26 protein-coding genes are annotated in these 25,977 nt (G+C 64.9%); 15 read left to right on the top strand and 11 right to left on the bottom strand.

Annotated elements, in window-relative coordinates; translation table 11 throughout:
- Nucleotides 1–15: 15 nt before the first annotated feature.
- Genes kdsA through MB818_RS09345 form a run of 3 tightly spaced genes read right to left on the bottom strand, consistent with a single transcriptional unit; the run spans nucleotide 16 to nucleotide 3,206 of the window.
- Complete coding sequence (kdsA, locus tag MB818_RS09355) at nucleotides 16–849, bottom strand: 3-deoxy-8-phosphooctulonate synthase (protein WP_234139375.1); 834 nt, start codon at nucleotides 847–849, stop codon at nucleotides 16–18.
- A gap of 4 nt (nucleotides 850–853) precedes the next feature.
- Nucleotides 854–2,569, bottom strand: a complete 1,716-nt coding sequence (locus tag MB818_RS09350; protein ID WP_234163225.1) for a KpsE/RkpR family capsule polysaccharide export protein — start codon at nucleotides 2,567–2,569, stop codon at nucleotides 854–856.
- Nucleotides 2,547–3,206 carry an ABC transporter ATP-binding protein gene (locus tag MB818_RS09345; protein WP_234139377.1) on the bottom strand — a complete coding sequence of 220 codons (660 nt, stop codon included), beginning with the start codon at nucleotides 3,204–3,206 and terminating at the stop codon, nucleotides 2,547–2,549. The genes MB818_RS09350 and MB818_RS09345 overlap by 23 nt, the downstream gene beginning before the upstream one ends.
- 244 nt (nucleotides 3,207–3,450) lie before the next feature.
- Here MB818_RS09345 and MB818_RS09340 point away from each other — a divergent pair, with 244 nt between their 5' ends.
- On the top strand, nucleotides 3,451–4,095 hold the full coding sequence (locus MB818_RS09340; protein ID WP_234163226.1) for a uracil-DNA glycosylase family protein: 645 nt from the start codon (nucleotides 3,451–3,453) through the stop codon (nucleotides 4,093–4,095).
- Nucleotides 4,064–4,861 (top strand): SseB family protein, encoded by a 798-nt coding sequence (locus tag MB818_RS09335; protein ID WP_234163227.1) that lies wholly within the window; start codon nucleotides 4,064–4,066, stop codon nucleotides 4,859–4,861. The genes MB818_RS09340 and MB818_RS09335 overlap by 32 nt, the downstream gene beginning before the upstream one ends.
- Nucleotides 4,862–4,926: 65 nt before the next feature.
- Here the strand turns inward: MB818_RS09335 and yghU are convergent, their stop codons facing one another.
- Nucleotides 4,927–5,805: a glutathione-dependent disulfide-bond oxidoreductase gene (yghU, locus tag MB818_RS09330; protein WP_238904890.1), complete on the bottom strand. Its 879-nt coding sequence runs from the start codon at nucleotides 5,803–5,805 to the stop codon at nucleotides 4,927–4,929.
- A gap of 222 nt (nucleotides 5,806–6,027) precedes the next feature.
- Here yghU and MB818_RS09325 point away from each other — a divergent pair, with 222 nt between their 5' ends.
- A complete protein-coding gene (locus MB818_RS09325; RefSeq protein ID WP_234177498.1) occupies nucleotides 6,028–6,552 on the top strand; it encodes a YHS domain-containing (seleno)protein in 525 nt (174 codons plus the stop codon).
- Nucleotides 6,553–6,628: 76 nt separating this feature from the next.
- On the opposite strand, the gene MB818_RS09320 is transcribed toward MB818_RS09325, so the two are convergent.
- Complete coding sequence (locus MB818_RS09320) at nucleotides 6,629–7,219, bottom strand: GcrA family cell cycle regulator (RefSeq protein WP_234139382.1); 591 nt, start codon at nucleotides 7,217–7,219, stop codon at nucleotides 6,629–6,631.
- 150 nt (nucleotides 7,220–7,369) lie between these two features.
- Between MB818_RS09320 and MB818_RS09315 the strand changes: the two genes are divergently transcribed.
- Nucleotides 7,370–8,161 carry an ABC transporter permease gene (locus MB818_RS09315; RefSeq protein ID WP_234143203.1) on the top strand — a complete coding sequence of 264 codons (792 nt, stop codon included), beginning with the start codon at nucleotides 7,370–7,372 and terminating at the stop codon, nucleotides 8,159–8,161.
- 60 nt (nucleotides 8,162–8,221) lie between these two features.
- Here MB818_RS09315 and MB818_RS09310 read toward each other — a convergent pair whose 3' ends face one another.
- The 3 genes from MB818_RS09310 to MB818_RS09300 all read right to left on the bottom strand — a co-directional run bounded on the left by MB818_RS09310 (nucleotide 8,222) and on the right by MB818_RS09300 (nucleotide 10,948).
- A complete protein-coding gene (locus tag MB818_RS09310) occupies nucleotides 8,222–9,454 on the bottom strand; it encodes an MFS transporter (protein WP_234143204.1) in 1,233 nt (410 codons plus the stop codon).
- 193 nt (nucleotides 9,455–9,647) lie between these two features.
- Nucleotides 9,648–10,532, bottom strand: a complete 885-nt coding sequence (locus tag MB818_RS09305; RefSeq protein WP_238904888.1) for a DMT family transporter — start codon at nucleotides 10,530–10,532, stop codon at nucleotides 9,648–9,650.
- A gap of 50 nt (nucleotides 10,533–10,582) precedes the next feature.
- Nucleotides 10,583–10,948, bottom strand: a complete 366-nt coding sequence (locus MB818_RS09300; RefSeq protein WP_234139386.1) for a MerR family transcriptional regulator — start codon at nucleotides 10,946–10,948, stop codon at nucleotides 10,583–10,585.
- Nucleotides 10,949–11,030: 82 nt separating this feature from the next.
- On the opposite strand from MB818_RS09300, the gene MB818_RS09295 reads away from it, so the two are divergent.
- From MB818_RS09295 to MB818_RS09270, 6 genes are all read left to right on the top strand, one after another.
- Nucleotides 11,031–11,288: a zinc ribbon domain-containing protein gene (locus MB818_RS09295; RefSeq protein ID WP_164132943.1), complete on the top strand. Its 258-nt coding sequence runs from the start codon at nucleotides 11,031–11,033 to the stop codon at nucleotides 11,286–11,288.
- 241 nt (nucleotides 11,289–11,529) lie between these two features.
- Nucleotides 11,530–12,705, top strand: a complete 1,176-nt coding sequence (locus MB818_RS09290) for an aspartate aminotransferase family protein (RefSeq protein WP_238904886.1) — start codon at nucleotides 11,530–11,532, stop codon at nucleotides 12,703–12,705.
- A gap of 89 nt (nucleotides 12,706–12,794) precedes the next feature.
- Nucleotides 12,795–13,721, top strand: a complete 927-nt coding sequence (argF, locus tag MB818_RS09285; RefSeq protein WP_238904885.1) for an ornithine carbamoyltransferase — start codon at nucleotides 12,795–12,797, stop codon at nucleotides 13,719–13,721.
- Nucleotides 13,722–13,838: 117 nt separating this feature from the next.
- Entirely contained in the window at nucleotides 13,839–14,756 is a 918-nt protein-coding gene (gene argC / locus MB818_RS09280; protein ID WP_238904884.1) for an N-acetyl-gamma-glutamyl-phosphate reductase, read from the top strand.
- Nucleotides 14,753–15,643, top strand: coding sequence for a GNAT family N-acetyltransferase (locus MB818_RS09275; protein ID WP_238904883.1), 891 nt, complete (start codon nucleotides 14,753–14,755; stop codon nucleotides 15,641–15,643). Before argC ends, MB818_RS09275 begins: the two co-directional genes overlap by 4 nt.
- 57 nt (nucleotides 15,644–15,700) lie before the next feature.
- Nucleotides 15,701–16,696, top strand: a complete 996-nt coding sequence (locus tag MB818_RS09270) for a 2-dehydropantoate 2-reductase (protein WP_234177487.1) — start codon at nucleotides 15,701–15,703, stop codon at nucleotides 16,694–16,696.
- Nucleotides 16,697–16,781: 85 nt separating this feature from the next.
- Here the strand turns inward: MB818_RS09270 and MB818_RS09265 are convergent, their stop codons facing one another.
- Complete coding sequence (locus MB818_RS09265) at nucleotides 16,782–18,260, bottom strand: inorganic phosphate transporter (RefSeq protein ID WP_234139392.1); 1,479 nt, start codon at nucleotides 18,258–18,260, stop codon at nucleotides 16,782–16,784.
- Between the two features lie 92 nt (nucleotides 18,261–18,352).
- The gene (locus MB818_RS09260; protein ID WP_234139393.1) at nucleotides 18,353–18,811 is read right to left on the bottom strand and encodes an NUDIX hydrolase; all 459 of its coding nucleotides are present in this window, start codon (nucleotides 18,809–18,811) and stop codon (nucleotides 18,353–18,355) included.
- A gap of 289 nt (nucleotides 18,812–19,100) precedes the next feature.
- Between MB818_RS09260 and MB818_RS09255 the strand changes: the two genes are divergently transcribed.
- Complete coding sequence (locus MB818_RS09255; RefSeq protein WP_238904882.1) at nucleotides 19,101–20,705, top strand: GMC family oxidoreductase; 1,605 nt, start codon at nucleotides 19,101–19,103, stop codon at nucleotides 20,703–20,705.
- A 43-nt stretch (nucleotides 20,706–20,748) separates the two neighbouring features.
- Here MB818_RS09255 and hrpB read toward each other — a convergent pair whose 3' ends face one another.
- The gene (hrpB, locus tag MB818_RS09250) at nucleotides 20,749–23,199 is read right to left on the bottom strand and encodes an ATP-dependent helicase HrpB (protein ID WP_238904881.1); all 2,451 of its coding nucleotides are present in this window, start codon (nucleotides 23,197–23,199) and stop codon (nucleotides 20,749–20,751) included.
- Nucleotides 23,200–23,420: 221 nt separating this feature from the next.
- On the opposite strand from hrpB, the gene meaB reads away from it, so the two are divergent.
- The 4 genes from meaB to MB818_RS09230 all read left to right on the top strand — a co-directional run bounded on the left by meaB (nucleotide 23,421) and on the right by MB818_RS09230 (nucleotide 25,961).
- The gene (meaB, locus tag MB818_RS09245) at nucleotides 23,421–24,398 is read left to right on the top strand and encodes a methylmalonyl Co-A mutase-associated GTPase MeaB (protein WP_238904880.1); all 978 of its coding nucleotides are present in this window, start codon (nucleotides 23,421–23,423) and stop codon (nucleotides 24,396–24,398) included.
- Between the two features lie 200 nt (nucleotides 24,399–24,598).
- Nucleotides 24,599–24,886, top strand: a complete 288-nt coding sequence (rpmB, locus tag MB818_RS09240) for a 50S ribosomal protein L28 (protein WP_234139397.1) — start codon at nucleotides 24,599–24,601, stop codon at nucleotides 24,884–24,886.
- A 211-nt stretch (nucleotides 24,887–25,097) separates the two neighbouring features.
- Nucleotides 25,098–25,436, top strand: coding sequence for a hypothetical protein (locus MB818_RS09235; protein ID WP_234139398.1), 339 nt, complete (start codon nucleotides 25,098–25,100; stop codon nucleotides 25,434–25,436).
- Between the two features lie 45 nt (nucleotides 25,437–25,481).
- A complete protein-coding gene (locus MB818_RS09230; RefSeq protein ID WP_234139399.1) occupies nucleotides 25,482–25,961 on the top strand; it encodes a copper chaperone PCu(A)C in 480 nt (159 codons plus the stop codon).
- Nucleotides 25,962–25,977 lie beyond the last annotated feature (16 nt).

The raw sequence follows: 25,977 nt of genomic DNA, 5'->3' as shown, positions 1-25,977 counted from the left end.
ATTCTCTATATATTATTAGACGCGGATTGGGTTGGCTTTAGCAAGCGTATCAAGGCGCATCAATACGTCGATAAGGCTGGCCATCTGGTCCAGAAAGATCATGTTGGGGCCGTCACAGGGGGCGTTGTCGGGATCTTGGTGGGTCTCCATAAACACCGCCGCAGCACCTACCGCCACCGCTGCGCGGGCCATGACGGGCGCAAATTCGCGCTGACCACCAGACGAGCCGCCGCGCCCCCCCGGTTGCTGCACCGAGTGGGTGGCGTCCATTACCACCGGATAGCCTGTCTGAGCCATGATCGGGAGCGAGCGCATGTCGGCCACCAGCGTATTATAACCAAAAGAGACGCCGCGCTCGGTCAGCAGGATATTCTCGTTGCCGGTGCTGGCGATCTTGTCGATGATATTGCCCATTTCCCAAGGGGCCAGGAACTGGCCTTTCTTGACGTTGATCACCGCGCCGGTGTTTCCGGCGGCCAGGAGCATATCGGTCTGGCGGCACAGAAAGGCCGGAATCTGCAGCACATCGACCGCCTCGGCGGCGATGGCGCATTGCGCCTCGCTATGCACATCGGTCAGCACCGGCACGCCCATGGTGCGGCGGATATCGTCCAGCACCTTGAGCCCGGCATCGATACCCATGCCGCGCTTGCCACCCAGCGAGGTGCGGTTGGCCTTGTCATAACTGGCCTTGAACACATATTGCGCGCCAGCGGCAGCGCAGGCCTCTTTCAGCGTGCCGGCGATCATCTGGGCGTGATCGGCGCTTTCCAGCTGGCAGGGGCCCGCGATGATGGTGAGCGGGAGGTCGTTGCCGACCGTGAGGTCGGCGATTCGGACATGTTTCATGGGCTTACGAGGATACCTGTTCTCTGAGGATCGACGCGGTGAGCGAGATCATCAGGTAAATACCAGCAAACAGCAGGAATGCCAAAATCGTATTTTCGAAGCTGCGCGGATAGCTCGGCTCGTCGCTGGGCACCGGGTTGACCGAAACGGTCAGATAGCGCACCTGGCGGTTGGCCTCCATCCGGGTGGTTTCCATCTGTTGCAAGGCGCCCTGAAGCATCATGTCTCGGCTGGCCAGATCGGCCTGGGCCATCTGGATGCGAACGCTCAGACGGGCCAGCGAGTTTTCTCCACTGGACGTGTCCAGCATCCGGGCATTCAGATCGTCCAATACATCGTTCAAGCGCGCGATATCGGCGCGGGCGCCATCCACCTTGGCCTTGCTTGGGCGCGCGTTGTCGAGCAGGGCGGCCAATTGCAGCTCCTTCTCCTGCAACTGCACTTCGACCTGGTCGATACGACCGCGCAGGCTGGCAATCACGCTTTCCGGGTCAAGCAGCGCACCTTGCTGTTGCAATTCTACAAGGGCCTCCTGCGCCTTACGTCGCTCGCTCTGCGCATCCTCGAAGCTCTTGCGAGCCTCGCGCATCTGGTCTTCGCGTTTCTGACCGGACAGGTTGTTCACCCGGCTTTCCGCGTAGGACAACAGGCTTTTCGAGAAATCGGTGGCGACCTGTGGGTCGGGGGCCGCGACCTCCATCCGGATCACGCCCTCGGTCGGGTCATAGCCGATGGTCACGATCCGGGAATAGACCTTGTAGGCCTCTTCGTTGGAGGCATCGGGCGCGAGTCGCTGGATCGGGTCGATCTCTGCTTGCTGAAAATGCGCCTTGAAGTTCTGGTCGCGATCCAAAAGCAGCATCGCCTCTTTTGACTCCAGAAAGGACTGAACCGAGATCGAATCCTGGCTGGTGGCGAATTGCGTTCCGGCAAAGAAGCCGCCGACCCCGCCTAGCGAGCCGTCTGCCTGAAGGATCACGAATTCAGATTTGCTGGCATACATAGGTGTGGCGACCGCGTAGAAGTAGTAGCCTGCAATCAGTGTCGGCAGAAAGACGAAGAAGGCTAGCCGGGTCAGCAGCTGCAACATCTTGCGCCGGCGTCGGCGCATGATGTCCTGCTGGATACGGCCGATCTCCATCTCCCGCCGCTGGGTCGGGCTCAATTCTGTCGAGGGCAGCATCTGGCGCGGCTGAACCGTTTGCGGAAGCTGAATCTTCGGGACCTCCTGCTCAGCGTTGTCCGCGTCAGGATGGGGAGGAACGTCCTTGCCGCGCTGCACCACAAGGTCCAGCATGTTGCCACGTTCCAGCGGGTCGATCCCACGTGCACGCAATTGGCGCACCGCCTCGTAGTCCGAGGTGACGGGCAGGTTGTGTTTCTGGGCCAGCCGCCGGGCCATGCGCAGCTGCCGTCCAGTCAGGCCCTCGCGTTTGATGGCGTCGATCTCGCTCTCTGCGGTGGTTTCGGTAGCTGAAGAAACCTGCCCTTCCAACGCCTTGGAGGTTGTGGGCGCTGCGCCCTGTGCGGGGCGTTGCGGACGTACCGGCGTGTTGCCGGGCTGTGGCGTTTTCGAGTGTGTCGGGTCGGGTTGCGGACGCAGGGGCGAGACATTGGCCGCTGGCTGTGGCCGGGCGGGGGCTGCAGACGCCCCTTCGCCACCCAAGGGGGCGCCGGTCCGGCGGATACGGAATTTCTTAGCCTTGGGTTTGGTAGTCATAGAGCTGTTTCGCTTCTTCCAAGGAGTCGAATACGTGCAACTGGCCATCCATCAGAACAGCCGCCTGCCGGGCGAATTTTTCCAGCGTCGCGGGTTGGTGCGACACCATGACGATCGTTGTTGTGCGTAGGCGCTCTTCCAGGATGGCGCCCGCCTTCTTGTTGAACTCGACATCCGTCGAGGCGGGCATGCCCTCGTCGATCAGATACATGTCGAAATCCAACGCCAGCATCAAGGCAAACGAGAACCGCGCCCGCATGCCCGAAGAATAGGTGCCCAAAGGTTGGTCGAAATACTCGTCAAGACCACAGAGCCACCGGCAATAGGCCTCGATATAGTCGGGGTCCATCCCGTAAAGCCTGGCGATATATCGCGAATTCTCCATCGCCGAGAGGCGACCTACGACGCCGCCCATGAAACCCAGCGGAAACGAGATGTTGCAACCTCGACGGATCACGCCTTCATCGGGTTTTTCCAGACCCGCCATCATGTTGATCAACGTCGATTTGCCAGTTCCGTTGGGAGCCAGGATGCCCATCGACTTGCCCAGTTCCACCCGGAACGAGACACGGTCCAGGATCACCTTGCGCTGTGTTCCTGTCCAGAAGGACTTGCTGACGTTTTCGAACTCTAGCATCTGCTGTCTGCTGCGGCCCAATATGAGATGTTTTGCATGGCGGTCAGGCCACACCTGTTAATCCCCCGTCCGGGCGGAAGTTGTCTACCGGCCTACAGGGGGAATTTGGCTACATTATGTCCAAATGTGAAACAAAATCTCAATCGCCTCGCGGATGCGTGTGCCATGCGGTTCCCGATCACGACAGGTTGACATCATGCAGGGCTGCCCAGGCCATGGAGTCGGGTTATCCTGGGGCGGCGACATGACCGGAGCCACGCCGATGACCGACCCCGCCGACCGGCCCCTGATCGAGCGGATCAGAGCCTGCCTCCTGTGTGCCGACCGCTTTGCGGCAACGCATACCGAGCATGAACCGCGTCCGGTGGTCTGGTTCCGGCCCGGCGCGCGCCTGCTGATCGCTGGGCAGGCGCCGGGGGCGCGGGTGCATGCTTCGGGCCGACCCTTCACCGACCCGTCAGGCGACCGGTTGCGCGACTGGCTGGGGATCGGCGAGGAGACCTTCTATGACCGGTCGCGGGTCGCCGTGGTGCCGATGGCGTTTTGTTTCCCGGGTTACAACAGTCAGGGCGCGGACCTGCCGCCGCCGCCGGTTTGTGGAAAGACCTGGCACAGTCGGGTGATGGCCGAATTGGGAGAGATGCCGCTGACCGTGCTGGTGGGCGGCCATGCGCACAAGTATCACCTGGGCGTGCGCAGCCCGGTGACCGAGACTGTTGCCGCCTGGCGGGACCATGCGCCGCGCGTCTTTGCCTTGCCTCATCCGTCCTGGCGCAATACGGGATGGCTCAGGAAAAACCCGTGGTTCGAGGCCGAGTTGCTGCCGGTTCTGCGCGCGCGGGTCAGAGAGGTGCTGAATGAGCCAGACCGGAGCGCAAACCCCGCTTGACCGCGCCCATGCCGCGATGGAGGCCGACGCAGACGATGATGCCGCGCGGCTGCGTTTCTTTGAACGGCTGGGCGATGCCGAACTGTTCCTGCTTCTGACCGAAGAGGCCCGCGGCGAGAACCTGTCGCCCGAACTCTTCGATCTGGCCGATGGCCGCTTCGTGCTGGTCTTTGACCGCGAGGAGCGGCTGGCCGCTTTTACCGGCCGTCCCGCCCCCTATGCGGCGCTGTCGGGCCGGGTGCTGGCGGCGATGCTGGCGGGGCAGGGGGTCGGGTTGGGTTTGAACCTCGATGTGGCGCCCTCGGCCATGCTGATCCCGGCCGAGGCGCTGGGCTGGCTGAGCGAGACACTGGGCCACGGTCCCGACCAGGTCGAGGCGCGGATCACCGAGGTGACCGCGCCGGGCGGCCTGCCCGAGGCGCTGCTCTCGGCGCTCGATGCCAAGCTGGTCACCGCTGCCGGTCTGGCGCAGGGGGCCTATCTGGCCGGTGTCGTCTATCAGGATGGCGGGCGCGGGCATCTTCTGGGTTTTGTCGATGCGCGTGAGGGGGCCGAACCCGCGCTGGCCAAGGCTGCGTCCGAGGCGCTGACCTTTTCGGGGATCGAGGCCGGGGCGATGGATGTGGGCTTTTTCTCTGCTGCCGACCCGATGGCCGCCACCCTGTCGCGGGTGGGGCTGCGCTTCGATCTGCCCGAGCCGCCCGAGCCGCCGCGCGGTCCTGCGGCGCCGGGCATGGACCCGGATGCGCCGCCCCGTTTGAAATAGGTTCAATTCAAACGCAAAGAGCACGGGGCCGAAATGGCCCCGCTTCGACATGATGTGCCTCGGGCTTATCCGCCGCTCGGCTCCAGCTTGTCCTGGGTGCGGGTTTCGAAATCGCTGGCGTCATGGCGTTCGCGCAGCTGGAATTTCAGCTCGCCCGAGACACGGTTGACCATACGACCACGGCTGACGCCGGGGCGGGCATCCAGCTCGCGCGCCCAGCGCATCGCATGGGTATAGCTTTCGGCATCCAGGAATTCGGCGGCGTCATAGGCCCGGCCCAGAACCAGCTGCCCATACCACGGCCAGATCGCCATATCGGCGATGGAATAATCGTCACCCGCGATAAAGGGGCGATGCGCCAGTTCGCGGTCCAGCACGTCCAGCTGGCGCTTGACCTCCATCGCGAAGCGGTTGATCGGGTATTCGAACTTCTCGGGCGCATAGGCGTAGAAATGGCCAAACCCGCCGCCCAGATAGGGCGCGCTGCCCATCTGCCAGAACAGCCAGTTCATCACCTCGGTCCGGGCCGGGCCCGATGCGGGCAGGAAGGCGCCGAATTTCTCGGCGAGATGGAACAGGATCGAGGCGCTTTCGAACACCCGGACCGGTTCCGGGCCGGAGCGGTCGAGCAGGGCAGGGATCTTGGAGTTGGGGTTCACATCGACAAAGCCCGATCCGAACTGATCACCCTGACTGATATTGATCAGCCAGGCATCGTATTCGGCGTCTGCGTGGCCTGCGGCCAGCAGTTCCTCGAACATTACCGTCACCTTGACCCCATTGGGCGTGCCCAGCGAATAGAGCTGGAACGGGTGCTTGCCCACCGGCAGGTCCTTGTCATGGGTGGCACCCGCAATGGGACGGTTGATATTGGCGAACTGGCCGCCGTTTTCCTTGTCCCAGGTCCAGACGCGGGGCGGGGTGTAGGATGTCTGTTCGGTCATGGCTTTCGTCTCGAATGTTACATCAACGGGCGGCGGCACCCGTTCTGGGAGAGCTAGGGGCCGGAAGGGCAAAGTCCAATGTCCGGGCGGGGAATGCAACTGAAACAATAGTCCGGTACCGCTCACAAATTGCCGATCTTGGGTCACAGCCGCGCGAGGCCCGCTGCCAAGGACGGGGCACAAGGATAATCTCCGGTCAACACAAAACGGAGGATCCTGTTCATGAAACGTATCGTTCTTGCCCTTGCCACCGCCGCGATGACCGCGCTTGCCGCACCCGTGCTGGCCGGGCCGCAATATTTGGATGGCACCGGTTACGCGGTCTCGGGGTATGATGTCGTCGCCTATCGCGGCCTTGCCCAGGTGCCGGTGGGGCAGACCCAGCCCGAGGCGATCAAGGGCCGGGCCGACATCACCGCCGAGTGGAACGGTTCGACCTGGGCCTTTGCCAGCGCCGACAATCGCGACAGGTTCCTCGCCAATCCCTCCTATTACGCACCGCAATATGACGGCCATTGCGCCTATGGTGTGTCCAAGGGCGGCAAGGTTCCGGGCAACCCGAACTTGTGGCGGATCGTCGATGACAAGCTCTATCTGAACATTACAAGGAATGTGGTGGGCTTCTGGGAAGAGGACATTCCCGGCAACATCAACAAGGCCCAGGGCAATTGGCCGGGGATCGAGACCAAGGCGGCCTCGACCAATGTCATCCCGGATTTCACCTCGGCGGCACCGGTAAAGAACTGACCTGGGCGACTCTGTTATTGGGTATTGAGTAACGGTCCGGGACATCTGTCCCGGACATTTTCTGCGCGGGCCTGTGTCAGCGGCGACGGTCGCGGCGCGAACTCATCGGCTGGAAGGCCACGCCCACATGGGCCTCGCAATAGGGTTTGCCCTGCTGCACGGGCAGGCCGCAGAACCAGAAATCCTCGGTTGCGGGGTCGCCCACAGGCCATTTGCATGTCCGCTCGGTCAGTTCCATCAGGCTCAGTTTCTTGGCCTTCTTCTCGACCTCGTTGACCTTGGCCAGCGCCTCGGGGCTGATCTCGTTGGCCGAGGGTTGCGGCGGCAGCGGCTGGCCGGCCGGAATGATCTGCTTGCGCGCGGGAATCGGCTTGGCCTCGACCGGCTGCGGCGCGGGGGCCGGAGTGGCGCGAGCTGGCTCGGGACGCGGTGCAGGCTTGGGCTTGGCCTCGGCCCGCGGGGCGGCGGCGGCGGGCTTTTCCTTGGTCTCGGCCTTGGTCGAAGCCGGCGCTGCGCCCGAGCTGCGGTTGGACAGGCCTAGACGGTGCACCTTGCCGATGACCGCGTTGCGGGTGACGCCGCCCAGTTCCTTGGCGATCTGGCTGGCCGACTGGCCCTCGCCCCACATTTTCTTGAGCAGTTCGACGCGCTCGTCGGTCCAGGACATGGTTTGCCTCTCAAAAGCGGGAAAGCGGCCCCAGAGCTGCGGCCGCCTTCGGAAATTGTCTCAGCGCCCTATTCTAGTCACTGCGGGCCGGGTTACAAGGCATTTCGAATCGGGAAAAGGCCAGGGCGGCGGCAAGTGGGAGAGAAGGCGATGGAACTGGGTGTGCGGCGGTTCGGACAGGTGAACTGGCTGGGGCTTTATACGCTTGCCGCGCGCGAGGTGATGCGGTTTCTGGTGGTCTGGACCCAGACCCTGCTGGCGCCGCTGGTGACGGCGGGTCTGTTCATGATGATCTTCTCGCTGGCAGTGGGCGCTGGCCGAGGCGCGGTGATGGGGGTGCCGTTCCTGACCTTTCTGGCGCCGGGGATCCTGATGATGACGGTGATCCAGAACGCGTTTGCGAATACCTCCTCCTCGGTGGTGATCTCCAAGGTGCAGGGCAATATCGTGGATACGCTGATGCCGCCGCTGTCGGCGCTGGAGTTGCTCCTGGGTTATCTGGCGGGCGCTGTGGTGCGTGGGTTGCTGGTGGCGCTTGCGATCGGGGTGGCGCTGGTGCTGGTGCTGGGGATCGTGCCGGTGCACCCGCTGCTGGCGCTGGGATTCGTGGTACTGGGGGCCGGGTTCATGGGCGCGCTCGGGCTGGTGGCGGGGATCTATGCCAACAAGTTCGACCAGATGGCCGCGATCACCAATTTCATCGTGACGCCCTTGGCGTTTCTGTCAGGCACTTTCTATTCGGTCGAGGCCTTGCCGCCGCTTCTGGGGGGGCTGACCCACGCCAATCCGGTCTTCTACCTGATCGACGGGCTGCGGTTTGCGATGATCGGTGTCTCGGATAGTTCGCCCGCGTTGGGCCTGGCGGTTTGTCTCGGGGCCACGTTGGCGGTCTGTCTGCTGGCCTGGGTCCTGCTCGATCGGGGGTATCGGCTGAAGGCATGAGGCAGCCGGAATTCTGCAAGAATTCCGGCCCGTTTTCCGTGCCGGAAAACGGCGCCCGCTTCAGGCATCGGCGAGCGAGCCGGGTTCGAAGCGAACCCGGGGGCGACCCAGGCGCGGGTGCATCCGGGCGGCGATGGTGAAAGCGCCAAACAGGCCCGCACCGCCGGCAACGAAGATGCCCGCCACCGGCGCGGCCAGCAGCACAAGCCAGGCCACGCCCGGTGTCAGGATGCCCGACACGTCGCGGTAACTGGAATAGATCGCAGACATCTCGGTGCGTTCTGACGGTTTCACCGCCATCAGGAAGGGCAGGCCAGCGCAGATATCGAGCACGATCAGCCAGAACGATCCCAGCATCAGCAATCCGGCGGCGACCGGCGCCCAGCCCGACAGCAGACCCGCGGTCGCAAAACAGAACCCGGCCCCGGCGAAGCCGATCCGCACCGCGCTTTTCAATGAGCGCGCCTGCACCCATCTCAGGATCAGCGGTGCCGCGAACAGCATACCGTTGGTGATAGACAGAAGGATGCCGCCCAGCTGGTCTCCAAGCCCGGCCTCGATCGCGAAGATCGGCAGATAGACCACATAGACCCACCAGCCACAGGATCGGATCATCGCAAAGAGATAGCCCGCGACCAGCCGGGGCTGGGCAAAGAAGCGGGGCAGAAAGGCCAGCGGATTGCGTGCCGGGCGGCGGGCGCGGGCGATCATCTTGCCATTGCCAAGCCTGAGCGCCCAGAAGAGCGCCAGCATCGCCAACGCGGCGACGCCGCTGATCACGAAAGGTGCTGGCGGCCAGACCTCCATCAACAACACCCCGGCCATCGGCCCGGCGGTCCAGCCGAGCGCGCTGTAGAACATCCGGCTGGTTTCGCACCTGCCCAGCTCCACCCGCTCGATGTAATCGAGCACATAGGCGTTGAAACAGATGAAGCAAACCACCGCGGCGACGGTGTTGCAGGCCAACGCGGCGATCGTGGTCAGGGGCGTTCCCTGCACCGCCAGCATCGCCCCGGCCACGAACAACAGCGCCCCTCCTGAATAGGCCCAACGTCGTGGGACATACCGGATCAGGCTGGGCACCATCAGTCCCGCGCCCAGCGAGAGGAAACCGATCAGGAAATAGGCCATCGACACGCGTTCGGCGTCACCCAGCGCCCGGTACATGATCAGCGGAAAGACCGAGATCAGAATGCCGCGAACCACCGCCTCGAGCCCGGCGAGCAAGCCGAAATCCCGTACCGAAGGAGCGGGGGAATGGCGGACCCATTCAGGAATTCGGCGTTCATGCATAGCGGACCATCCGGAGAGTGCGTAGGCTCAGGATCGGTGGGAAAGCAGGGCGGGTCTTGGCGATTTGCGACGCATCCGTCGCCTCGAGGCAAGTTCGACAGATTATCGCGAAGGTGTCACGACGCCAGGGGGCTCTGCCCCGGCACCCGAAGGGCGCCTCCCCCGGAGTATTTCTGGCGAAATGAAAGGCGGATCAGGTCTTGCGAGCGCGACCTTCGCGCCAGGCCAGGGTCAGGGCTCCGGCGAGGATGATGGCAGCGCCGGTAAGGCTCACCGCGTCGGGCCAGACCTGAAATGCGGCCAGATCGTAGAGTGTGGCAAAAACAAGGGTGGCATAGCTGAAAGGCGCGACAAACGAGGCATCGGCCCGGGCCATCCCGTTGACGAAACAGATCTGCGCACAGGCCATCAGCAGACCGATCCCTGCCAGCGCCGCCCATTGCGCGGGCAAGGGTGTTTGCCAGACCGGCGAGACCGCGACGCTGGCGATGACCAGCCCCATCGCGTTGTTGACAAGCAGGATCTGGATCGGACGCTCGCGGCCCGAAAGCTTCTTGATGAAGATAAGCTCCATGCCCATCACTACCGCGGCGCCCAGTGCCAACAGGGCGGCGGGCTGGAAGCTGCCAGTCGCTGGCCGCAGCAGTATGAGCGCGCCCAGAAGGGCAACGACCGCCGCACCCCAGCGCCAAGGACCGACCCGCTCGCCCAGCAGCGGGATCGCCAGCAACATGGCGAAGACCGGATTCAGGAAAGCGATCGCCGTCGCGTCAGCCATGGGGATATGGGCGACAGCCGCGAACATCAGGGTCACACCCGCCCAGCCAAAGCTTGTGCGGCCCAGGTGCAGCCCCCAATGGGGGCGCCCCAACCGGGGCCGGGTCGTGGCCACGATCGACAGGATCACGGCGAAGGCAAATAGAAATCGCCCGTGGCTGACCTGAAACGCGGGCAGCGCCGGCCCCAGCGCGCCGGTGCCCAGCGCCTTGGCCAAAAGCGTGGCGCCCGCGATAAACGCGGTGGCGGCAAAGATCAGCGTTGCGGCCAGCGCGGGGTTTTGCGGTTTCGCCTCGAACATGCGCCAGCGGTGACCGAGTCCCGCGCGAATGGCAAGAGGCAACGCTTCGTTCAACGTAGAACCGGCGGTGCCGCCAACGCCGCGCGCGCCTGGCGCAGGCTCTCCAGGAACCGTTCGGCGCGCGCGATGCGCGCCGCGACCTCGGCAATGCGGGCGTCCAGAAAGGCCTCGCCATCGAACCCGTCGGGATCGGCGGCCTGCAACTGGCCCATGAGCATTGCCAGATCGGCAATGCTCATCCCCGCCGCCTGTGCATCGGCGATCTGGTTCAGGGTGATCAGCGCCTCTTCGGGATAGTCGCGATAGCTGTTGGTCGCCTCAGCCCCCGGCTGGGATTCGATCAGCCCCTGTCTTTCGTAAAACCGCAGCGTGTCGCGGCTCAGCCCGCTACGACGCGCCAGTTCTCCGATCCGCATGTTTTGTTCCCTGAAAACCGTTGACTCAACTCCATGGTTTTGATCCTATGACGGTCGAGGAAGCGATTCAAGGGCACGGATCATGGGACAGACCTGTCAAAGCTGCGGCATGCCGCTGAGCAAGGATCCGGCGGGCGGCGGCAGCGAGGCGGACGGCGCGCGCAGCACCAAATGGTGTTCGCTCTGCTATGAAAACGGTGCCTTCCGGCACCCGGACGCGACCTATGAGGAGTTTCAGGCCCATTGTGTCGAGGCGCTGGTCGCCAAGGGCATGCCACGCATCCTCGCCTGGGCCTTTACCCGCGGAATGAAGCGGCTGGACCGCTGGCGAGCGGCCTGACTTCCATTTTGTTGCATTTCCCCCTCCAAAAGGGGTTTTCTTTGCGCGAATCCTCCGTTATGGAACGCGACATGATCAAACACGCTCATATCCCGTCTCTCCGACGCCGACGCGCAACCGCCTGAGCGGTCGTTTGATCCCTGCGTGCCAGTTTTGCTACGCGCACCCTGCTTTCCAGACATTGACCTGAACGCCCCGCTATGCCCTGCATCGGGGACAACCCTCAGACAAGGATGATCCCATGATTCCGTCCGTCCTGCCGACCTATAACCGCGCGCCGCTTCACTTCGTGAAGGGCGAAGGCGCCTGGCTGACCGAGGCGGATGGCCGACGCTTCCTCGATCTTGGCTCGGGCATCGCGGTGAATGCGCTGGGCCATGCCCATCCCGCGCTGGTCAAGGCATTGACCGATCAGGCGCAGAACCTGTGGCACGTATCGAACCTCTACCAGATCCCGCAACAGCAGGCGCTGGCCGACAAGCTGGTGGAGCATACCTTTGCCGATACGGTGTTCTTCACCAATTCGGGCACCGAGGCCTGCGAACTGGCGGTCAAGATGGCGCGCAAGTACTTTTACGACAAGGGCCAGCCCGAGCGGGTCGAGATCATTACCTTCGACGGCTCGTTTCATGGCCGTTCGTCCGCCGGCATCGCCGCTGCGGGGTCGGAAAAGATGGTCAAGGGCTTCGGCCCGCTTCTGCCCGGCTTCGTGCATCTGACATTTGGCGATCTGGACGGGGTCGCCAACGCGATCACGGAAAAAACCGCCGCGATCCTGATCGAGCCGGTGCAGGGCGAGGGTGGTATTCGTCCGGTTCCCGATGCCGAGTTGAAGGCGCTGCGCCAGATCTGCGACGATCATGGTCTCTTGCTGATCCTCGACGAGGTACAGTGCGGCGTGGGCCGGACGGGGCGGCTCTTTGCCCATGAATGGGCCGGTATCACGCCCGATATCATGATGGTGGCCAAGGGCATCGGCGGCGGCTTCCCTCTGGGCGCGGTGCTGGCCACCGAAGAGGCCGCAAGCGGTATGACCGCAGGCACCCATGGCTCCACCTATGGTGGCAATCCGCTGGGCTGCGCCGTGGGCTGCGCGGTGATGGATCACGTGGCCGATCCGGCCTTTCTGGCCGAGGTCAACCGCAAGGCCGCATTGCTGCGCCAGCGGCTCGAAGGGCTGGTCGCCGCCCACCCGGAGGTGTTCGAAGAGGTGCGCGGGTCCGGCCTGATGCTGGGGCTCAAATGCAAGGCCTCCAATCTCGACGTGGTCAAGGCGGGCTATGACAACCTGGTCATCACCGTCCCCGCCGCCGACAATGTGATCCGCCTGCTGCCACCGCTCACCCTGACCGAGGACGACATCGCCGAGGCCTTCACTCGCCTGGATGCCACCGCCCGCCAGGTCGAAGCCACCTGACCTTCATTTCGCCAAAAATACTCCGGGGGAGTCGCCGTCAGGCGACGGGGGCAGCGCCCCCACCCCCGGCCAGAAGAAAGCCTAAAGACATGAATCACTTTCTCGATATCCACAAGACCGAGGCCGCCGACCTGCGGTCCATGATCGACCAGGCCGGCGCGATGAAACGGGCCCGCCTGGGCCGGCCCAAGGCGGCGCCGGATGACGAACAGCCCCTCAAGGACCGGATGGTCGCCCTGATCTTCGAAAAGCCCTCGACCCGGACCCGCGTCTCCTTTGACGTGGGTGTGCGCCAGATGGGCGGGCAGACCATGGTGCTCTCGGGCAATGACATGCAGCTGGGTCATGGCGAGACCATTGCCGACACCGCCCGCGTGCTGTCGCGTTATGTCGACATGATCATGATCCGGACCTTCGACGAAACCGTGCTGACCGAGATGGCCGAATATGCCGACGTGCCGGTGATCAACGGGCTGACCGACCGCAGCCATCCCTGTCAGATCATGGCCGATGTGCTGACCTTTGAGGAGCATCGCGGCCCGATCGCCGGCAAGAAGGTGGTCTGGACCGGTGACGGCAACAATGTCTGCTCGTCCTTCCTGCATGCCGCCGGGCAATTCGGCTTCGACCTCACCTTTACCGGTCCGGCCCAGTTCGACCCGGAAGAGGAGTATATGGGCTTTGCCCGCCAGAAGGGCTCGAAGATCGTGATCGAACGCGACGCGTTCAAGGCGGTCGAAGGCGCCGATCTGGTGGTCGCCGACACCTGGGTGTCGATGCATGACGCGCAATCGGCCAAGGAACGCCGCCACAACCTGTTGCGGCCCTATCAGGTCAACGCCGAGCTGATGCGCCACGCCAAGCCCGACGCGCTGTTCATGCATTGCCTGCCCGCCCACCGCGAGGAGGAAGCCACCTCCGAGGTGATGGATGGCCCGAACTCGGTCATCTTTGACGAGGCGGAAAACCGGCTGCATGCGCAGAAGGCGATCATGCGCTGGTGCCTGGGCGCCTGATCGGCCTGCCGGCCGGGCATTGAACGGATACACCACCGGAAAGGCAGACCGGACCCCGCCCTGGCGGGACGGTGCCGGCATGCCCGCTTTCCGCCTTGGACACAGGGAAACACGACCATGACATACAAGGTTTTCATCGATGGCGAGGTCGGCACCACCGGCCTGCAAATCCGCGCCCGGCTGGAGGGGCGCGACGATATCCGGCTGATCACGCTGGGCGAAGCCGACCGCAAGAATATCCACGCGCGGCTCGCCGCCTTTGGTGAGGCCGATGTCGGCATCCTCTGCCTGCCCGACGCGGCGGCGGTCGAGATCGTGGCGGCGCTTGCGGGCACCGGCACCCGGGTGATCGACGCCAGCACCGCGCATCGGGTGCACCCTGACTGGGCTTTCGGCTTTCCTGAACTGGACGATGCACTGCGCGCCCGGATCGCCAGCGGTCAGTTTGTCTCGAACCCCGGCTGTTACTCCACGGGCGCCATCGCGCTTTTGTATCCGCTGGTCCAGCGCGGGCTGATCGCCGCCGATGCGGCACTCAGCATCAATGCCATTAGCGGCTATTCCGGTGGCGGCAAGGCGATGATCGCAGAGTTCGAGAGCGGCCAGACCGATGGTCCCTTCGTCTATGCCACCGACCAGAAGCACAAGCACCTGCCCGAGATCATCGCGCATGCGGGCCTCTCCCGGCGGCCGGTCTTCGTGCCCTCGGTCGGCCCCTATGAACAGGGGATGATCGTGCAGATACCGCTGCCCTTTCTCGAACCGGGGCAGGGCGCCGCGATCAAGGCGGCGCTGGCCGATCACTATACGGGCAGCCGCTTTGTCTCGGTGGTCTCGCCCGAGCACTATGGCCCCCGCATCGACCCGCGCCGCCTGAATGGCAGCAACCGGATGGAGTTGTCGGTGCATGGCAATCCCGACACCGGTGGGGCCGTGCTGATCGCGCTGCTTGACAATCTGGGCAAGGGGGCCTCGGGCGCCGCGGTGCAGAACCTCAACATCATGCTTGGCCTGGACGAAGGGCTGGGTCTGTGAGCCCGCCGGACCTGCTGCTGACAAGGCTAGAGGGCGAATATGCCATCACCCGCCGCCCCGCCGGTGCACCGCTCCCCCGCTGGCATACCGGCCCTGGCCTGGTCAGCGTCACCCAGGCGCCCGACGAGACCTCGATCCTTTGCCTGTCGGACCGGGTGCCCGAGGGAGAGACTACCGCGCGCGGTTGGCAGGCGATCCGGGTCGAGACCCTGGCCGCGCTCGACCAGCCCGGCGTGGTGCTGGCGGCGGTGGAACCGGTGTCGCGGTCCGGTCTGGGGGTCTTTGTCACCTCGACCCATGACCGCGACTACCTGCTGGTGCGCGCCGGGCAGGCGGCCCGGGCCGAGGCCGCCTGGATCGCCGCCGGGCACAGCGTTTGCGAGGGCGGTATCACCCTGCGCCGGGCCGGGCCGCAGGATGCCGAGGCGCTGGCCTCCCTCCATTTCCAGGTCTGGCAGGAAACCTATGCCCGCATCGCCCCACCCGAAGTGCGGCTGGCGCTGAACAAGGCCCGCCGCACCGCCTATTGGCGTGACCGGCTGGCCAAAAAGGGGGGTGCCGTGATCGCCCTGCGCGGGAATGAAACGGTGGGCCTGACAGCCCTGTCTCCAAGCGGAGTCGCGGGGTTCGAGGAGTGCGCCGAGATCGACCATCTTTATGTCGCCGCCTCTGCCCGGCGCAGCGGGTTGGGCGCGCGCCTGCTGGGGATCGCCCGGGCGCAAGCGACCCAGTCGGGAGCGCCGCGTCTGATCCTCGCCGTGGTGCGGGAAAATGCGGCGGCGCTGACCTTCTACCACGCGCAAGGCGGCGCGATACTGGCTGAACGTAAGGACAAGGGCCCGCTCTGGCCCTCCGACAATCTGATCCTGGGCTGGCCTGCCGCCTGAGCCGTTGCGTCATCGCCGCCGCCCTCGCAATATGGCGGGGACAGGGAGAGAGACGTGATGCGCATCGTGATAGCGGGGGCAGGCAGTATCGGCTGTTTCTGCGGCGGTCTGCTGGCCGCCGGGGGGCACGAGGTCACGCTGCTTGGCCGTGCTCCCCTCCTTGACGGGATAGAACGGCGCGGGCTGACGGTTACGGATTTCTCGGGCCTGATGCTGACCGTTGCATCCGAGCGCCTGATCCTGACCATTGATCCCGGCTGCCTGTCCGGGGCAGACTTGGTGATCGTATCGGTCAAGACCTCGGCCACCGCCGACATGGCCAGCGCCATCGCCACCCATGCCCCGGTATCCGCCCCGGTCCTGTCCTGGCAGAACGGATTGGAAAACGCCCGCCTGCTGCGCACCCGTCTGCCCGGGCGCGACATCCGCGCCGGCATGGTCCCCTTCAATGTGGTGCCGATGGACGAGGCCACATGGCACCGGGCCTCCTCCGGCGATATCGTGATCGCGGCGGGGCCGGGCGGGCTTGGCGCGGCACTCTCGGTACCCGGCCTGCCGGTCAGCGAGAGTCTGCGGATCGAGGCGGTGCAATGGGGCAAGCTGGTGATCAACCTCAACAACGCGCTTAATGCGCTGTCCGGGCTAACCCTGGTCGAACAACTCTCGGATCGCGGCTGGCGCCGGTTGATGGCCGATCAGATGGCCGAGGCGCTGGGCGTTTTGCGCGCCGCGGGCATTCCGGTTGCGGCGACCACGCCGCTGCCGGCTTGGGTCTCTCCGCATATCCTGCGATTGCCCGACGCTCTGTTTGCTCGCATCGCCGCCCGCATGCTGACGGTCGACCCCAGCGCCCGCAGCTCGATGGCCTATGATCTGGATGCCGGTCGCGCGACCGAAATTGCCAGTCTTCAGGGAGAGATCATCCGGCTGGGGGGCGCACATGGCGTTGCCACCCCGATCTGTTCCCGCGTCGCCGCCCTGATAGACTCCGCGACGGCCAGCGGCACGACCGCACCCCGTCTGAGCGTCGCCCAGATCGCCCCGCCGGACTGACGCGCCCGCCTGTTCTTCTGTTGAAAAATACCTCGGAGCGCGAGGCAGAGCCTCGCAATCCTGTCCTCACCGCGTACGCAGAGGGTCAGACAAAGCTGTTCAGGATCGCAAAGATCACGCCCGACATCAGCGCTGCCGCCGGGACCGTGATCACCCAGGCCGCCACGATGGTCATGAAATGCGACCGCCGCACCAGCTTGCGCCGGCGCCGCTCTTCCAGTGGCAGGCGCTTGGCCGGGGGCCGGTTGTTGCGGTTCTGACGCAACCGGCGCTCGGAATGCCATTCGCGGTAGAATCCGACGCCGAACACCCCGCCAACGGCGATATGGGTCGAACTGACCGGCAGGCCCAGCCAACTGGCCACGATCACCGTGATCGCCGCCGACAGAGCCACGCAGTAGGCCCGCATCGGGTTCAGCTTGGTGATCTGGCTTCCCACCATGCGGATCAGCTTGGGCCCGAACAGGAACAGGCCGAACGAGATGCCAAAGGCACCGATCACCATGACCCAGAAGGGAATGGCCACCTTGGCGGCAAAACTGCCCGCCTGGCTGACATGCACGATGGCCGCCAGCGGACCCACCGCATTGGCCACGTCATTGGCGCCATGGGCAAAGCTCAACAGCCCCGCCGACAACACCAGCGGCAGGCCGAACAGCGCCTTGATGGACTTGGTGCGGTTTTCCATGCCTTCCGACTTGCGCTTGATCCAGGGGATCGTCACCGCCCAGACCAGCAGGGCGGTTGCCAGCCCGATCATCAGGGCGGTCTGCAAATCGATCTTGACGATCTTCTTGATGCCCTTGACCGACAGATAGGTGGCAAATGTGCCCGCCATCACCGCCACAAGGATCGGCACCCAGCGGCGCGCAGCGGCAATCTTGTCGGGCTGATACTGGATGCGGTGCTTGATCAGGGCCAGAAACAGCGCCGCGATCACCCCGCCCAGAACCGGAGAGATCACCCAGCTGGCCACGATGGCGCTCATGGTCGACCAGTCCACCGCCGACAGGCCCGCGGCGGCGATGCCCGCGCCCATCACGCCACCCACGACCGAATGTGTGGTCGAGACCGGAGCCCCCACCCAGGTGGCCAGGTTGACCCACAGCGCTGACGAGATCAGCGCCGCCATCATCGCCCAGATGAAGACCTGGGTATCGGCGACGGATTGCGGGTCGATGATCCCCTTGGAGATGGTCGAGACCACATCGCCGCCCGCAAGCAGGGCGCCGGCGCTTTCCGCCACCGCCGCGATGGCAATCGCCGCACCCATGGACAGGGCATTGGCGCCCACCGCCGGGCCCATGTTGTTGGCCACGTCATTGGCGCCGATATTGATCGCCATATAGGCGCCGAAGGCCGCAGCGGCGACCACAACGATCCCGCCCGGCGTTCCACCCAGTGCAACCATCGCGGCCAGAGCCGCCAGTACGATAAAGGCCAGCGCGATGCCGGTCCCCACCAGCGGGCGCGCGGCATAAGCGGTCGCGGTCTCGATCCGGCTGATCCGGTTCAGGTCGGCATCCAGCCGACCCCACTGGGGCTTGGTCTTGCGGTCGCTCATGATATCCTGTTCGGCTCCATGCGGGTCGCGCGCGGCTTAGACCGCGCAGCCCCTTGGCGCAACAGGTGCATCATAAATTTGTCGTAACGCTGTTACAATTGCCGCAGCAGGTCCTGCAATTGCGGTTCCTGCACCATGTTGGCGGCCTCTGACGGCGCGACCCAGCGCAGTTGCCGGCGCCCGGCCTCGGGATAGATATCCGAGAGCTCGTCTACCAGCATCCGATAGACATAGGTTTCAACCGGTTCTACGGTGCCGTTCTTGCGGCGCTTGCCATAACCGAAGGTCCCGATCGGTTCGTCCTCGACCCGGGCACGACGCACGCCCGCCTCTTCCCAGGCTTCCTGAAGCGCGGTTTCGGGACCGCTGAGCCCTTCGATAGGCCAGCCCTTGGGCACGATCCAGCGTCCGGTATCCAGACTGGTGATCAGCAAGACCTCGGGCCCGCCAATGGTGGGGCGCAGGCACAATGCCGCGACTTGCGTCCGTTTCGGACGGAGAAACATGGGACGGACCAACTCGGTCCAGGCGGTGTGGACTCGTGACTTCATCTGCTCACCCTCGGCGCCTGTTCTGCGAGTTTTCGGCGCTTGTGGAAATCTGGCCGATATTTGTGTGTTTTCTGCGAAAAATCAACAAAGAACTTTGAAAACATGGAGTTTCAGTGCCCAAAGCCCGAGATTTTGGCATATCCGGGCCATGTATTCGGGCGCCCGCAGGATGAAACTGCTCTCGTGCGGAGCCGGCCTGGAAGATCTCTCTCCACGCGAACTCGGGCCGATTGCATATCTTGATTGCATCGCTGCCGCCAATCGGCAAGCTGGCGGGCAGGGGAGAGACATGAGCGAAAACCTGACAGGCGATTACGACTATATCATCGTGGGTGGAGGCACCGCCGGATGCGTGCTGGCCAACCGGCTCAGCACCGACCCAAAGATACGGGTGCTGTTGCTCGAAGCGGGCGGAAAGGGCCATTACCATTGGGTCCATATCCCGGTGGGTTACCTTTATTGCATCGGCAATCCGCGCGTTGACTGGATGATGAAGACCGCCGCCGAGCCCGGCCTTAATGGCCGAAGCCTGGTCTATCCGCGCGGCAAGGTGCTCGGCGGCTGCACCTCTATCAACGGCATGATCTACATGCGCGGGCAGGCCGCCGACTATGACGGCTGGCGGCAGATGGGAAATACCGGCTGGGGCTGGGATGACGTGCTGCCCTATTTCCGCCGCTCCGAGGATCACCACAAGGGCGAGAGCGACCTGCATGGCGCCGGGGGCGAGTGGAAGGTCACCACCCAGCGCCTGAGTTGGGAGATCCTGCGCGCCTTTCAGGAGGGCGCGCGCGAGTTCGGATACGAGCCGACCGAGGATTTCAACAGCGGCACCAACGAGGGCTCGGGTTTCTTCGAGGTCAATCAGAGAAACGGCGTGCGCTGGAACACCACCAAGGCCTTTCTGCGCCCGGCAATGAACCGCCCCAACCTGCGCGTCCTGACCCGGGCCGAGACGCAGCGGCTGATCCTCGACGGCAAGCGCGTCACCGGGGTTGTGTTCCGTCACAAGGGGGCAGAGCACAGGGTCACGGCGCAGGCCGAGGTGCTGCTGGCCGCTGGCGCCATCAACTCGCCCAAGCTGATGGAGCTTTCCGGGATCGGCCAGCCAGACCGCCTTTCGGCGCTGGGCATCGCCCCGCTGCACGACCTGCCGGGCGTGGGCGAGAACCTGCAGGATCACTTGCAGATCCGCACCGTGTTCAAGGTCTCGAACACGCCGACCCTGAACGAGACGGCCAATTCGCTGACCGGCCGCATCGGCATCGCGCTGAAATACGCGCTGACCCGGTCAGGCCCGCTCAGCATGGCGCCCAGCCAGTTCGGCATGTTCACCAAATCCGACCCCGCGCTGGAGACGCCGGACCTGGAGTATCACGTGCAACCGCTTTCCACCGACCGGCTGGGTGACCCGCTGCATGCCTTCCCGGCGATCACGGTTTCGGTGTGCAACCTGCGACCAGAAAGCGTGGGCGATTGCCACATCACCAGCGCCGAACCCGGCCCTCAGCCGCATATCCGGCTGAACTACCTCAGCGCCCCGCGCGATCAGCAGGTCGCGGTCGCCGCCGTCAAACAGGCTCGCCGGATCATGACGGCCAAGGCGCTCGCGCGCTACGCTCCAGAGGAGTTCCTGCCCGGCCCACAGATCGCCAGCGATGCCGACCTTCTGCGCGAGGCCGGTAACATCGCCACCACGATCTTTCACCCGGTGGGCACCTGCAAGATGGGCAACGACCCGATGGCGGTGGTTGCCCCCGACCTGCGTGTGCACGGGCTCGCGGGTCTGCGCGTGATCGACGCCTCGATCATGCCAAAGCTCGTCAGCGGCAACACCGCCTCGCCCGTCATCATGATCGCCGAAAAGGCCGCCGACATGATCCGCAAAGCGTGAGGCGCAGGTCCGAGATTTTTCGACGAAAAATCTCTGCCAAGCCTCACCCTTTGCGCGGCTTGGCCCTCAGCGTCGGATCGGCCGCGCGCGGGTCTTCGGGCCACGGGTGCTTGGGGTATTGCGCCCGCATGTCCTTGCGCACATCAGCATAGGAGCCGTCCCAGAAGCCCGGCAGGTCGCGGGTGATCTGGATCGGGCGCTGGGCGGGCGAGAGCAGTGTGATCTTGAGCGGTACGCCCGCCACCATCGGATGCTGCGCGACGCCGAACATTTCTTGCAGGCGCACCGAGATCTCCGGGACTTCGTGCTCGTAATCGATGGGCACCCTGCGTCCCAGGGGGGTGACAAAGGCGCCAGGCGCGCGGGTATCCAGTTCCTGACTCTGGCTCCAGTCGAGGCGCGCTTTGAGCGCGGGCAGCAGGTCGAAGCGTTTCCAGTCCTCGGCGCTTCGTACCCCTGACAGCATCGGCAACAGCCAGTCCTCGACCGTGTCGGTCAGTCCGGCCTCGGAGAAATCCGGAAGATCGGCGCCTTCGGCCCGCAGCAGTTCGACCCGCCGAGCCAGCCGCGCAGCGGCTCCGTCGAGGCGCAGACCCAGATCGCGCACTCCGTCAAGCATGGCCCGCGCGACCGCATCCTCGGGCACATCCTTCCAGACCCGGTCGCTCAGGCTAATCGCGCCCAGCCTCTCTTGTTGCCGCGCAATCACTCGGCGTTCACGGCGGGACCATTCGCAGATGTCGATCCGAGTGATCTGGTTGGCAAATAGATCACGCAACTCGGCCTCGCCGATCCGCGCCGCCATCCGGATGCGGGCCTCGCGCGGGTCGCCATCGGTGTCGATGGCCACCAGATAGGGGGCGCTGGCCAGCCCCTCACCGGGGTCCAATGCGGCGCCCTTGCCGCCCGACAGGACGAAACGGGGTGCCTCTCCCTTGCGGCGCTGGCCGATCCGGTCGGGGTAGGCGAGTGCGGCCATCGCGGCAGGGCTTCTGCCCCCTGCGGGTGCCTTTGCCTGTTTTTCCAGCCGCCGCGCCTCGGCCCTGATCCGGTCGAGCACGCCCATATTGACCTCGTAAGGACGCTCGCGACGGAACCGGGACGGATCGCGCAGGGCCGCGATCCGAAGGTCCAGATCGGCGGGCGCGCCGCGCAACGGATCGCGTTCGGCCATCAGCGCCGCCAGCGGGGCTGCGTCACGCCCGGCGATCGCCAGCATGTGTCCCAGCCTTGGATGCAGGGGAAGCGTAGCCAATGCCCGCCCGTGATCGGTGATCCTCCCCTGCGCATCGAGCGCGCCGAGGAAAGCCAGCAGCGCCCGTGCCTCGGTCAACGCTCCTTCGGGCGGTTGGGTGACGAAGCCAAGTACCTCGGGCTCGGCCCCCCAAAGCGCCAGTTCCAGTGCCAGCCCGGTCAGGTCCGCCGCTTCGATCTCGGCGGGTGGAAAGGCGGCAAGCGCGCCCTCTTCTCCGCGGGTCCAGAGGCGATAGCAGATGCCCGTGGCGACGCGCCCCGCGCGGCCTGCGCGCTGGGTCGCCTCGGCCCGGGTGACCCGTTCGGTGACCAGCCGGGTCATGCCCGAGCCGGGATCGAACCGCGCCCGCCGCGCCTGTCCCATATCGACCACCACCCGGATATCGGGGATGGTCAGCGATGTTTCCGCGATCGAGGTCGCCAGCACCACATTGCGCCCCTCGGTTGCGGGCCGGATGGCGGCGCGTTGCGCGGCAAAGGGCATGGCGCCGAACAGGGGCCGCAGCGTGCAGATGTCGGGCAAGCGCGCCGAGAGCAAGGTTTCAGCGCGGCGGATTTCCCCCTCGCCGGGCAGAAAGACCAGCAGGCCGCCCCCCAGATCGCGGGTTTCGGCCTCGGCCCTTGCAACCAGGTCGGCCAGCGCCTCGACCCGGCGGGCACGCGGCCCCAGCGGCCGGTCGAGCCAGCGGGTCTCGACCGGATAGGCGCGCCCCTGAGACGTGACCATCGGCGCATCCATCAGCGCCGCCACCGGCTCGGCGTCGAGCGTCGCCGACATCGCCAGCAGGATCAGGTCGTCACGCAGCGCCTCGGCCACTTCGAGACACAGCGCCAGCCCCAGATCGGCATTGAGCGAGCGTTCGTGAAACTCGTCGAAGATCACCGCGCCGATGCCGGGCAGATCGGGCTCGGCCTGCAACATGCGCGTCAGGATGCCTTCGGTCACCACTTCGATGCGGGTGGCGTTCGACCGTTTCGCCTCGCCCCGGATGCGATAACCCACGGTCTGGCCCACCGGTTCGCCCAGCGTCTCGGCCATCCGCTCGGCGGCGGCGCGGGCGGCCAGGCGACGCGGTTCCAGCATCACGATGCGGCCATTGGTCAGGCCAGCCGAGAGCAGGGCCAGCGGCACCCGGGTGGTCTTGCCCGCGCCGGGCGGGGCCTGCAGAACCGCGCGCCCGCGCGCCTGCAGAGCGGTGATGAGGTCGGGCAGGGCGTCGTCGATGGGCAACCGGGTCATGCCGCCTTATCGCCAACGCGGCGGGGGCAGGTCCAGAGCCAATTGGCGGTTCCGGGTGAGGAGCGGTGGCGGCATTGAGTATTTAAGACCAGAAAGAAGCAGCAGGGGCAGCGGCGGGGTCTTCGGGGGGGCGATACAGGGACAATCCGGCGCATCCGGTGGGTCGGCTCTGGACAAACCGGGACGCGCTCCGTCATCTAGGCCAAATTTGCGAGGACGGCATGGATATCACACAGCTTGGCGACAGGATTTTAGCCGGTGACCGCCGTGCGCTGGCGCGCGCGATCACGCTGGTCGAGAGCCGGCGGGACGATCACCGCGCCCAGGCCGCATCGCTGCTGGACCATCTTGCCGGTGCCGGGCGCCAGGCGCTCAGGATCGGCCTGTCGGGCACGCCGGGCGTTGGCAAATCGACCTTCATCGAGAGCTTTGGCATGATGCTGATCGGGCAGGGGCTGCGGGTGGCGGTGCTGGCGGTCGATCCCAGTTCGGCGCGCTCGGGCGGGTCCATCCTGGGCGACAAGACGCGGATGGAGCGGTTGTCGCGGGAACGGGCCGCCTTCATCCGCCCTTCGCCCAGCCAGAGCCATCTGGGCGGGGTCGCGCGCCGCACCCGCGAGGCGGTCAGCCTGTGCGAGGCGGCGGGCTTTGATGTGGTGCTGATCGAGACGGTCGGCGTGGGGCAGTCCGAAACCGTTGTGGCCGAATTGTCCGACCTGTTCCTGCTGCTGCTGGCGCCCGCTGGCGGTGACGAGTTGCAGGGCGTCAAACGCGGCATCATGGAAATGGCTGACCTGATCCTGGTCAACAAGGCGGATGGCGAGCTGAAATCGACCGCGACCCGGACCTGTGCCGACTACGCCGGGGCGCTCCGCCTGTTGCGCAAACGGGTGCAGGACCCGCCGGGCTTTCCCAAGGCGCTGACCGTCTCGGCGGTCGAGGAGGCGGGGCTGGATGCCGCATGGGCCGAGATGCGCGCGTTGTCGGACTGGCGGAGGGAAAACGGGCATTGGACAGCCAACCGGGCCGAACAGGCGCGCTACTGGTTCGGACAGGAGGTGCGTCATGCTCTGCTTGCCCGGCTGGAAACGCCACGTGCACGGGCCGAGATGGACCGGCTTTCCACTGCCGCCGCTCAGGGGCAGTTGACGCCCGCCAGCGCCGCCGAGCAGATGCTGGGCTTTCTGAACGAGGAATGAGGCTTTCCTCTTGTCGTACTCAACCATGCCGACCCGCCAGGGACCACGAGACAACGCAAAGAATCCCGTCCAGCCGTCTTGACCCTCGCCGCGATTCCCACTAAACGCATCCAACCAGTTTTCGGGCGCGACTTCGGGTTGCGCCCCTTGTGATTTGACGGATGGTTCGCCCTCCGTCACCAGATACGAAGGAAGAGACCATGTCGCGCCGTTGCGAACTGACCGGAAAAGGCCCGATGACTGGCAACAATGTCAGCCATGCAAACAACAAGACCCGCCGTCGTTTTCTGCCCAACCTGAACGATGTGACCCTGCAGTCCGAAACCCTGGGCCGTGGTGTCAAGCTGCGTATTTCGGCGTCGGCCCTGCGCTCGGTCGATCACCGGGGCGGTCTGGACGCGTTTCTGGCCAAGGCCAAGGACGAGGACCTGTCCGACAATGCTCTGAAGGTCAAGAAAGAGATTGCCAAGGCGCAAGCCGCAGCCTGATCCTTCCGATCCGCTGATTTCGGGAACCCCGTGCGCTTCGCGTACGGGGTTTCTCTTTTTGGGACGAAACCGGAAAACGGTACGTTTTCCGGCCCGATTTCCTTTGGAAATCGGTCTCCTGACAGACCGGCGTCCTGCTGTCGCAGGGGGTTATTTGCCCTTGCGGAACGGGAGTCTGGAGCAGATATCGGTTAACAGAATGACAGCCCCGGTGCGGATATCCATTGCGCTTGCGCTCTCGCTGCTTGTCGGGCTGACCGGTCAGGGGCTGGCCAATTCGCGCGGGATGAGCGCCGCCGTGGCTCAGATGGAGATCTGTACCGGCACCGGGCCCGTCATTCTCTACATGGATGCCAAAGGGCAGCCGACTGCCCCGCCGCATTACTGTCCGGACTTCGCGCTGATGCTGCTGGGGGCGCTGTTGCCCGATGCCGCTGCCGCGCCCGTCCCACCGCAACAAGCCCTGCCTGTGCCGGACCGGACACAACCCAGCCTGATTGCCCGTATTCTCTCTGCTGTTCCGGCGCGAGCTCCGCCCGCCTTGATCTGAGAACGCTCACTCAGACAGATCAAGACATGACAAAGGAGAGAGACCATGTCGTTGAAATACAAGGTGCTGGCTGCGGCCGCGACCCTTACCCTTGCAACTGCCGCCTGGGCCGGTGAGACCATCGTGGTCGACGACGCTTATGCGCGCGCGTCGGGTGCCAATGCCAAGGCTGGCGCTGCCTTCATGATGATCCGCAATACCGGCGCCGAAGATGATCGCCTGGTTGAGGCCCGTTCGGACGTGGCCGCCAAGGTCGAACTGCATACCCACAAGATCAACGATCAGGGCGTCGCGCAGATGATGCACGTTCCCGAGGGCTTCGATATCCCTGCCGGTGGCATGCATGCGCTTGCGCGCGGAGGCGATCATGTGATGTTCATGGGGATCAAGGCGCCGTTTGAGCAGGGAGCCTTGGTGCCGGTGACGCTGGTGTTTGAGAAGGCGGGAGAGATCGAAGTGGAGATTCCCGTCGACCTGGAGCGTCAGGATGGCGGTCATGGCCACATGAAGAAGAAATCGAACTAGGGCCAGGGAGCTACGC

This window comes from Ruegeria alba, from assembly GCF_022321465.1.
Taxonomy (GTDB): domain Bacteria; phylum Pseudomonadota; class Alphaproteobacteria; order Rhodobacterales; family Rhodobacteraceae; genus Ruegeria_B; species Ruegeria_B alba.
The sequence above is the reverse complement of the archived record's forward strand: the minus strand, read 5'-3'. Positions and strand labels throughout refer to the sequence as shown.

Coding starts and splice junctions, on each gene's coding strand:
- MB818_RS09305 (WP_238904888.1), bottom strand. CDS start 10,532: ATGTTCGAGGCGAAACCGCAAAACCCCGCGCTGGCCGCAACGCTGATC.
- MB818_RS09320 (WP_234139382.1), bottom strand. CDS start 7,219: ATGTCCTGGACCGACGAGCGCGTCGAACTGCTCAAGAAAATGTGGGGC.
- MB818_RS09310 (WP_234143204.1), bottom strand. CDS start 9,454: ATGCATGAACGCCGAATTCCTGAATGGGTCCGCCATTCCCCCGCTCCT.
- MB818_RS09300 (WP_234139386.1), bottom strand. CDS start 10,948: ATGCGGATCGGAGAACTGGCGCGTCGTAGCGGGCTGAGCCGCGACACG.
- MB818_RS09270 (WP_234177487.1), top strand. CDS start 15,701: ATGCGCATCGTGATAGCGGGGGCAGGCAGTATCGGCTGTTTCTGCGGC.
- MB818_RS09345 (WP_234139377.1), bottom strand. CDS start 3,206: ATGCTAGAGTTCGAAAACGTCAGCAAGTCCTTCTGGACAGGAACACAG.
- MB818_RS09335 (WP_234163227.1), top strand. CDS start 4,064: ATGAGCCAGACCGGAGCGCAAACCCCGCTTGACCGCGCCCATGCCGCG.
- MB818_RS09265 (WP_234139392.1), bottom strand. CDS start 18,260: ATGAGCGACCGCAAGACCAAGCCCCAGTGGGGTCGGCTGGATGCCGAC.
- yghU (WP_238904890.1), bottom strand. CDS start 5,805: ATGACCGAACAGACATCCTACACCCCGCCCCGCGTCTGGACCTGGGAC.
- meaB (WP_238904880.1), top strand. CDS start 23,421: ATGGATATCACACAGCTTGGCGACAGGATTTTAGCCGGTGACCGCCGT.
- MB818_RS09350 (WP_234163225.1), bottom strand. CDS start 2,569: ATGACTACCAAACCCAAGGCTAAGAAATTCCGTATCCGCCGGACCGGC.
- MB818_RS09340 (WP_234163226.1), top strand. CDS start 3,451: ATGACCGGAGCCACGCCGATGACCGACCCCGCCGACCGGCCCCTGATC.
- argF (WP_238904885.1), top strand. CDS start 12,795: ATGAATCACTTTCTCGATATCCACAAGACCGAGGCCGCCGACCTGCGG.
- MB818_RS09255 (WP_238904882.1), top strand. CDS start 19,101: ATGAGCGAAAACCTGACAGGCGATTACGACTATATCATCGTGGGTGGA.
- hrpB (WP_238904881.1), bottom strand. CDS start 23,199: ATGACCCGGTTGCCCATCGACGACGCCCTGCCCGACCTCATCACCGCT.
- MB818_RS09295 (WP_164132943.1), top strand. CDS start 11,031: ATGGGACAGACCTGTCAAAGCTGCGGCATGCCGCTGAGCAAGGATCCG.
- MB818_RS09230 (WP_234139399.1), top strand. CDS start 25,482: ATGTCGTTGAAATACAAGGTGCTGGCTGCGGCCGCGACCCTTACCCTT.
- MB818_RS09260 (WP_234139393.1), bottom strand. CDS start 18,811: ATGAAGTCACGAGTCCACACCGCCTGGACCGAGTTGGTCCGTCCCATG.
- kdsA (WP_234139375.1), bottom strand. CDS start 849: ATGAAACATGTCCGAATCGCCGACCTCACGGTCGGCAACGACCTCCCG.
- MB818_RS09315 (WP_234143203.1), top strand. CDS start 7,370: ATGGAACTGGGTGTGCGGCGGTTCGGACAGGTGAACTGGCTGGGGCTT.
- rpmB (WP_234139397.1), top strand. CDS start 24,599: ATGTCGCGCCGTTGCGAACTGACCGGAAAAGGCCCGATGACTGGCAAC.
- argC (WP_238904884.1), top strand. CDS start 13,839: ATGACATACAAGGTTTTCATCGATGGCGAGGTCGGCACCACCGGCCTG.
- MB818_RS09290 (WP_238904886.1), top strand. CDS start 11,530: ATGATTCCGTCCGTCCTGCCGACCTATAACCGCGCGCCGCTTCACTTC.
- MB818_RS09325 (WP_234177498.1), top strand. CDS start 6,028: ATGAAACGTATCGTTCTTGCCCTTGCCACCGCCGCGATGACCGCGCTT.